Below are 7,628 nucleotides of genomic sequence, written 5' to 3' on the forward strand. Positions count from 1 at the left end.
CCTCGTTTGTTTTTTAAATAGTCCGCTATCCGAAAACGCGTCTCTTCCTGCGCTGCTTTATTCTTACGTTTCTTATTTGCCATACGCAAATATACACAATAAGAACTAAATTGTGTCCTTATTAATAGCTTTGGTTTAAATAATACCTTTTCTTACAAGGGTTTTGACCTGGGTATTTATATGTATGGGTACATCCAGGTAAAATATAACAGTGATTATGCCAACGCATTTTCTACCTATGCCCAGTTAGGCGCTTATGGTTGGAATGTGCTTTCGGTAGTTAAAAACCGCTGGACTTACAATAACACATCCGGCAAATATCCTACCGGGTTATCTGACCCATATTCTACCTATACTTCTAATTCTGATTATTGGCTTGAAAACGGAAACTTTATAAGGATAAGGGATATAACATTAGGATATACTATGAATGCTAAGCAGTTGGGCTTTCAACGCTTAATATCTGCTTTCAGAATTTATGCAACAGGCCAGAACCTTTTTGTTATCACGAAATACAGGGGGATGGACCCGGAATTGCAAAATTATATGGGTTACCCTATGACACGTAATTATACCATAGGGGTTAATGTAACATTCTAATAACAAACCAGATTAAAACAGTAATAAAATGAGAATCAATAAATATATTAAGTTTTCCGTTTCGTGCCTGTTGTTGGCAATGTTATTGAGTTCATGCGAAAAAAAGCTGGAGGAGATAACCTACGATGAATATGGAGCTTCAAGTTTTTTTACAAGTGCAACGGATGCAAATTCTGCTTTAACCGCCATGTATGCAGGTATGCTTGAATCCGGCGCTTATGGCGGGGGCTGGGGGGCGTCAAATCAGGGGTGGGTTGCCCAATCAAGCATGGAAACAGATGAACTGGTTTGTTCATGGGGATGGGACGGATGGACTAAGTTTAATGAACTTAACTTTTCCGAGGACTTTGACGAGTTGTTAAATCATTATAATTACCTGATGCCGATAGTAAGTGAAATAACCATTGATATATCTAAAATTGAAGGAATAGATATGGATGAAGACGAAAAGGCTTATGATATTGCCCAGCTTAAAGCATTGCGCGCTCATTATTCATGGATATTATATAATTTTTATGGCCCTGTTTCAGTAATCCGCGATCCCGAGGTCGCTGCTAACCCGGATGCTGATCCTGTAGCCAGGCCTTCATCCGACTCAATGGTAGCCTGGATTGAAAGGGATTATAATGAAGCCATACCTGATTTGCTTACCTGCGCATCCTTGCCGTCTGAAGATTACGGCCGCTTTACACAGGATGCGTGCCTTATGGGCCTAATGAAGCTGTATATGCATGAAAAACGCTGGTCAGATGTTATTTCAACAGGAGAAAAGTTAATGACGTACGGCCACACCCTTCAATCTAATTATGAAGATATTTTCACTTATGATAATAAGGGGAACAGCGACGAAATTATTCTGGCAATTTCCTGCAGGAAAGATGCGGATATTAATTATAACCTGTGGCTCGCTATGGTAATGCCCGGTAATTATGTTGATCCTAACGGGTATAACATAACTCAATGGAACGGGTATAAAATGCCGTGGGAAACGTACGATAAATTTGATACGGCTAATGATAAGCGGCTTGACGTTTTGCTGGAATCCTGGCCCACGTCGAGCGGTACCTATAACGGGCGTGAAAATGGTTATATTGGTGCCATACCTATGAAATACGGGCCTGATCCCAGTGCTTCAAGTGAACAGCAGGGTACAGACATTGTAGTGTGGCGATATGCTGATGTTTTATTAATGATGGCCGAAGCTATAAACGAATATGAAGGGCCTGTGTCAACTGCATACAACTACATCAACCAGGTAAGGGCAAGGGCTGGTGTTACAGAATATGCTACAGGTGAATTTACACAGGATGAATTCCGGGATAAGATCGTGGATGAAAGATTGTTTGAGCTTTGGGGAGAAGGCTGCAGGAGGGAAGATATGATTCGCTGGGGCACTTTTATATCCCGGGCGCAGCAAGCAGGCTCTATTTATGCTAATGATGATTTTGTTTTGTATCCAATACCCAGAACGGCAATAACCGAGTCGAACGGCGTTATAGAGCAGAACCCCGGTTACTGAAATTTGATGAAGTGGTTATAGTCAGTTAAAAACCTCTGCCTCCTTTACAGGAACGGAGGTTTGTTTTTTGAATTGAAAAAAAAAGTTTATAGCTTTTCCCTTATGTCTAAAACAATAGCTGCTGTTTTTTTTCTTTTCATAATTATTTTGAGTGGAAGCTTGATTAGTGCGGGCTGTGGCAATCCTTCTTCAGGTACAGGAAGGTTGCTTGCCAAAAAATATTGTGGTTCCTGCCATGTATTCCCCGGCCCGGAATTGCTTCCTCAAAATATCTGGCAAAATAATATACTGCCTGCTATGGGCGTATTTGCCAATTTTTACCGCGACAGAAACGGAAGTTATCACCCGATGACGGAAAATATGATCAGCTCCAAAGATCCTGTGGCCCATACTATCTCCCTGAAAATTGATCTGGCAGACTGGAATGAAATCGTGCAGTTTTATTTAAAAAATGCGCCGCAACAATTAAAAGAAGCAGACAGGAGAATTGATACAACGCTCCCAACTTTCGGGGTGCTGGTTCCTCCAAAAATGTGTAAATCTTATACGTCATCAGTATATGCATATACGGGGAAATGTGAAATATTAGTATCCAGGTTAACCACCGATTCTCTTATCATCTTTAATAAAAACTTACAATATGTCAGTTCAGCCGGCAATGGGAAAGGTATTGTTGATGTTTCTGTTGCAGATTCTTCGGATAAACATTTCCCGCAACTGCTTTTTACCCATATCGGAAGCTTTGGCCCGCAGCCGCCACCCATGAACAGGCAGGGATTTGTTGAAATTACTGATATAGGCCATCCCCAAAACAGGAAAATAATTGCTGACTCACTTGACAGGCCGGTAAAAAGTATTTTAACTGATGTAAACAATGATGGCCTGAAAGACCTTATTGTTTGCCAGTTTGGATTTTTACAGGGCGAATTATCCTTGTTTCTTAATAACGGAAAAACTTATACAAAGAAAACCCTATCCCGGTTACCAGGCGCCATTGACATACAGCAGGATGATATTAACCAGGATGGCCTGCCGGATTTCTGGGTTTTATTTGCTGCTGCATACGAGGGTATCATCCGGTTTATAAATAAAGGCAATGGTGAATTTGAACAATACCAGGTAATGGATTTCCCGCCTTGTTATGGTTCCACCTCTTTTCAGCTGGTTGATTTTAATAAAGACGGCAGAAAAGATATTTTATACACCTGCGGCGATAATGCCGATTATTCACAGGTGCTGAAACCGTATCACGGGGTTTATCTTTTTGAAAACACTGGCATTGCATATAAACAGGCTTTTTTCTTTCCATTAAATGGTTGTTTTAAAGCGGTGACGACGGATTATGATATGGATGGAGATATGGATATTGCTGCCATTGCTTTTTTTGCCGATTATGATAAACATCCTGAAGAGGGTTTTGTTTATCTCGAAAATAAAGGCAACGGCAGGTTTGAGCCGCATACTTTCCCAATAGCAAATACCGGCCGTTGGTCTTGCATGGAGGCCGCCGATTATGATGGTGATGGGGACACTGATATATTAATTGGTAATCTGGCTGCAAAACCCGGCAATAACCGTGAACTGATGCTGCAATGGATGAATAGCCCTGAATTTTTAGTACTTCGCAATAAAACACGGTAATCATTAAATGAATGAAACCGAGCATGATAATTTTTCTCACACAGGGGAATGTGCATAGCGAGGTTCTCCCGAAGCAAGTTCGGGACAGGCATGAGACAACTGAAAAAACAAACTTGTACGAATGAAATATTTTTAAGGATGAAGAAACGTACCAACAGGTATTTCATGAAAATTTTTCGCCCGTCGGCATTTGCAAATAGTTTCCGCTTTGCGAAAATCATTCTCCCGATTATTGCAAATATTGCAATCCTAATCTTACACTTTTTGGTTTTAGCTCAATGGAAAGCGGAACAGTTACACAAAAGCGACCGGCAAAGAAAAAAATTAAAACATCCTGGTCAAAGCACCAGCCAAGGTGGTTTGGCAAATGGCATATTTATCTTGGTATAATTGCCGGGTTTATTATTGCCGTTATCAGCATTACGGGCAGCATTCTTGTTTTTGAAGATGGTATTGACGAAGCGCTGAACAAAGATCTTTTCCTGGTGCAGCAGGCACAGCATAAAATCCCATTGGTGGATATTGTGCTCATGGTGCAGCAAAAATACCCGGCTTTACAGTTTGAGTATGCAATGGATGAAGCCGATAAACCAAACTCAGCCTACAGGTTTTATAATTTTACAGCAAAAGAAGAATTCTTTATTAATCCATATACGGCAGCGTTAAGCGGCAGGCGGCTTTATGAAAGCAGCTTTATACGCATTGTTACAAGCATTCATACTTCGCTTTGCATAGGGCAAACCGGAACATATATAACAGGCATTGCTTCACTCATCTTACTTATACTTACCATTACAGGCCTGCGTTTATGGATTCCGCAGAAATGGAGCCAGCTAAAACAAATGCTTACGGTTAAATTCAGTGCAGGTTTCAGGCGGCAGAATTACGACTGGCATAATGTAATAGGGTTTTATACAGCGCCTGTTGTTTCATTGCTTTCCTTAACCGGGTTCTGCATCACTTTTTCTTTAGTCATCATTCCTTTATTATTTATGCTGAGCGGAAAACCGCCGCAGGAAGTAGTAAAAATATTCAGCGCAAAGTCTGCATATAAAAAAGGGGCACGGCCGCTTTCCTTACAGCAGGCGGCTGTTATTGCGCAGCAAAAAATGCCTGGTGGGAGAATTGTATTAGTAGGGCTGCCTGCTGATTCTTCCGGTGTGTATGCATTCACCATGTATGTGCCGGGCTTGCCAAAAGGCGGCCACCGGGAAATGATCTATATTGATCAATATAATGGCAGCCCCACACTGAACAGCCGCACTGATTTTCCTGATATTGGCAAGGCTTACCTGGCGTGGCTTACGCCTATTCATTTTGGATCGTTTGGCGGTTTGCCCACGCAAATTCTTGCAGTGATAGGAGGGGCGGCGCCGCTGGCCTTATTTATTAGCGGGTTTATTATATGGTACCCGCGCTGGCGCAAACAAAAACGAAGCGCTGAAAAGAAAGCCGCAAAGGGCAATTTTAATAAAGAGGATATGCCTGTAAGGCATGCGGCGGCAAAAGAAGAAACCCGTTTGGGCACAGCCGCTTTTTTTGCAAAGCAGTTAAAGCAAAGCTTTAAATATGCTGTATGGATATTGCTTATTTGTGCTGTAATGGGCGCATTATACGGTGTGGTTTCCGGTATCGTTATTCAGCCGGCAGTATTTACTATTGCTTATACAGCCGTGCTGATCATCATTAATTTTTTAATTGCCATGCTGTGCATGCTGTTCAATATCATATTCCTTGGCCCGTTTAAAAAAGGCAGCCGCATGCTGGTAAAATATTTTGCTTTATCATCCGGCTTTTTTATTGTGTTTACGGTTGTTTACATGCTGCTGATGAATACCGGGCTTAAAATCTTTTAGTTTTTTGTTGAAGGATGGGTTTTTGTTTCCGGAATGAAACGTTTAATATTCAGTACGCAATAATGCCGCCTGCCGCACGGGCAGGAATGTTCAATTGTAAACATTGATAAAATGAATATTGAATATGGAGCATTCAATGCCGTTTAGTTAACCTTATTTCGACCTCACCCTAAATCCCTCCCGAATGGTCGGGAGGGACTTTATAAACATTCCTTAATTAAACGGCATTGATTGAGCATTGATTATTGAATATTTTTACCTTTCATAATTATTAAACAGGCAGGTCATTTGAATATGCCTTTTGGCAGTTTGCCCTCTGCTGTTGGAAAGCTCAGATTCAATGCTTTTATAATAACGGATGTAATATCCCTTTCATTCATTTCATCAACAGAGCCTTTATTTACTGCTTTTCCAAACGCAATAAAACCGGTGCGTATATTTTTTGTATCGGGAAAATAGCCGTGCGTGCCGCTTGTTTTTATTGCTTTTATGGCTTCACCGTTTTCTGCATTGCCGAAAGAAGCGCCGTTTAAACCGCTGATGGCAAATTCAACTTCAGGGTTGCCGCCAATACTGTTTAACTGCTGCCGGCTGATAATGCGCAAATATTGTCTGGCAGAATCGGGCAGATTGTTCAATATTGAATTTACCTTATCAAGCGTAGCTTTATCGTTCCTGTTTTTCAGGTACAGATAAGTTGATCCGCCCACAGAAAAAAACTTTGCTTTCCATTCACCGTTTTTCAAATCAGTTATAAGCCCGGCCTCTTTCAGCCATACATTCGGGTTAACGGATGTGGTTGTATTTTCAAACCCATGATCACCGGTAACGATCAGCAACGTATTATCAGCAATGCCTTTATCTTCTATGGCTTTCCATACAATGCCTACGCTGCTGTCTGCATCCGAAATGGCTTTCTCCACAAGGTCTCCTTCGCGGCCCTGTTCATGCTCGTAATGATCCACTGAAAAGAAATGCACGGTCATTAATTCAGGCGCTGCCTGTTTAATAACATAAGCTGCTATCTGGGCTACGTTGTGATCAATTCCGTAATTAATTTTTCCTGTATCATTAAAAACATCTTTTTGTAAGGTTTCGATAAAGCCGGCCGGTTTTGAATAAGCAATGCGATTGGCTTCGCCCATGCTGCCGTTATCGGGAATTAAATAATCTGCCGGTGCACCGGCGGATACAGGCCAGAATAACGCGGCAACCTTTCCGCCCTTATCATGAACGGCCTGCCATACAGTGGGCACGTGAATGGAAGAAAAGTGCCAGTATATTTTACCTTTTATGGTATCGGCTTCAAACATGCTGTTATAATAAATGCCATGTTTTGCAGGCTGCACCCCTGTAACGATGGTGGTGTGCGAAGGATAGGTCATAGATGGAAAAACGCTGTTCACGCCCCTGGCATAAAACCCCTGCTGCATAAGGTTTTTAAGGTTGGGCGTATGCCATTTGTCTTCAAGGTAAAAATCCGGGCGAAAGCCGTCAATGGTAATTAGCACTACGTGTTTTATTTGCTGGGCCTTACTGCAGCTTACAACTAATATTAAACAAACAATACTTATTATTTTTTTCATTCGTACAAGTTTTATTTTTCGATGGTCTCATGGAACCTCGCTATGTACCTGCCTCGCCGGCAGGCAGGCATTCCCCTTGTGTGAGAAAAATTGTCATGCTTGGTTTCATCTCATTTTAATTTAAAAAGCGCCGGCTTATTATACGCTGTAAGGTGTAAAAAAGTGATTTTGTGTTGTTCGGTTTTAGCTCCCCTCTCCTTTGGAGAACTTGTCCCGACCATTCGGGAGGGGTTGGGGGTGAGGTCTGACAAAGAAACATTATTCACTAATTTATCCCTTGCGCACTATAAACAGGAAACCGGCGCTTGCTGATTAATGTATTTAACGTGAGTTCGGGATAAGCGATATGTTTAAAGCTTGCAGATAGACCTCACCTAAATCCTCTCCAAAGGAGAGGACTTCCGACGCCCTGAAACTCATAAAACA

At 41.6% G+C, this 7,628-nt stretch carries 5 protein-coding genes; 4 read left to right on the plus strand and 1 reads right to left on the minus strand.

Translation table 11 applies throughout. From position 1 onward, the window contains the following. The first annotated feature begins 180 nt into the window (after nucleotides 1-180). The 4 genes from QM629_RS06555 to QM629_RS06570 all read left to right on the plus strand — a co-directional run bounded on the left by QM629_RS06555 (nucleotide 181) and on the right by QM629_RS06570 (nucleotide 5,616). A complete protein-coding gene (locus QM629_RS06555; protein WP_415158417.1) occupies nucleotides 181-600 on the plus strand; it encodes a hypothetical protein in 420 nt (139 codons plus the stop codon). 28 nt (nucleotides 601-628) lie between these two features. Further along, nucleotides 629-2,119 (plus strand): RagB/SusD family nutrient uptake outer membrane protein, encoded by a 1,491-nt coding sequence (locus tag QM629_RS06560; protein ID WP_415158419.1) that lies wholly within the window; start codon nucleotides 629-631, stop codon nucleotides 2,117-2,119. A 102-nt stretch (nucleotides 2,120-2,221) separates the two neighbouring features. After that, complete coding sequence (locus tag QM629_RS06565; RefSeq protein ID WP_415158421.1) at nucleotides 2,222-3,760, plus strand: FG-GAP repeat domain-containing protein; 1,539 nt, start codon at nucleotides 2,222-2,224, stop codon at nucleotides 3,758-3,760. Between the two features lie 278 nt (nucleotides 3,761-4,038). Beyond that, a complete protein-coding gene (locus QM629_RS06570) occupies nucleotides 4,039-5,616 on the plus strand; it encodes a PepSY-associated TM helix domain-containing protein (protein ID WP_415158423.1) in 1,578 nt (525 codons plus the stop codon). A gap of 284 nt (nucleotides 5,617-5,900) precedes the next feature. Here the strand turns inward: QM629_RS06570 and QM629_RS06575 are convergent, their stop codons facing one another. Continuing rightward, nucleotides 5,901-7,202 (minus strand): alkaline phosphatase family protein, encoded by a 1,302-nt coding sequence (locus tag QM629_RS06575; protein ID WP_415158425.1) that lies wholly within the window; start codon nucleotides 7,200-7,202, stop codon nucleotides 5,901-5,903. Nucleotides 7,203-7,628: the final 426 nt, after the last annotated feature.

Origin of the sequence: Parafilimonas sp. (assembly GCF_047606085.1) — a bacterium.
Taxonomy (GTDB): domain Bacteria; phylum Bacteroidota; class Bacteroidia; order Chitinophagales; family Chitinophagaceae; genus Parafilimonas.

What these genes read in the sequence shown, in the direction of transcription:
- QM629_RS06560 (WP_415158419.1), top strand. Translation starts at nt 629, where the DNA reads ATGAGAATCAATAAATATATTAAGTTTTCCGTTTCGTGCCTGTTGTTG.
- QM629_RS06565 (WP_415158421.1), top strand. Translation starts at nt 2,222, where the DNA reads ATGTCTAAAACAATAGCTGCTGTTTTTTTTCTTTTCATAATTATTTTG.
- QM629_RS06575 (WP_415158425.1), bottom strand. Translation starts at nt 7,202, where the DNA reads ATGAAAAAAATAATAAGTATTGTTTGTTTAATATTAGTTGTAAGCTGC.
- QM629_RS06555 (WP_415158417.1), top strand. Translation starts at nt 181, where the DNA reads ATGTATGGGTACATCCAGGTAAAATATAACAGTGATTATGCCAACGCA.
- QM629_RS06570 (WP_415158423.1), top strand. Translation starts at nt 4,039, where the DNA reads ATGGAAAGCGGAACAGTTACACAAAAGCGACCGGCAAAGAAAAAAATT.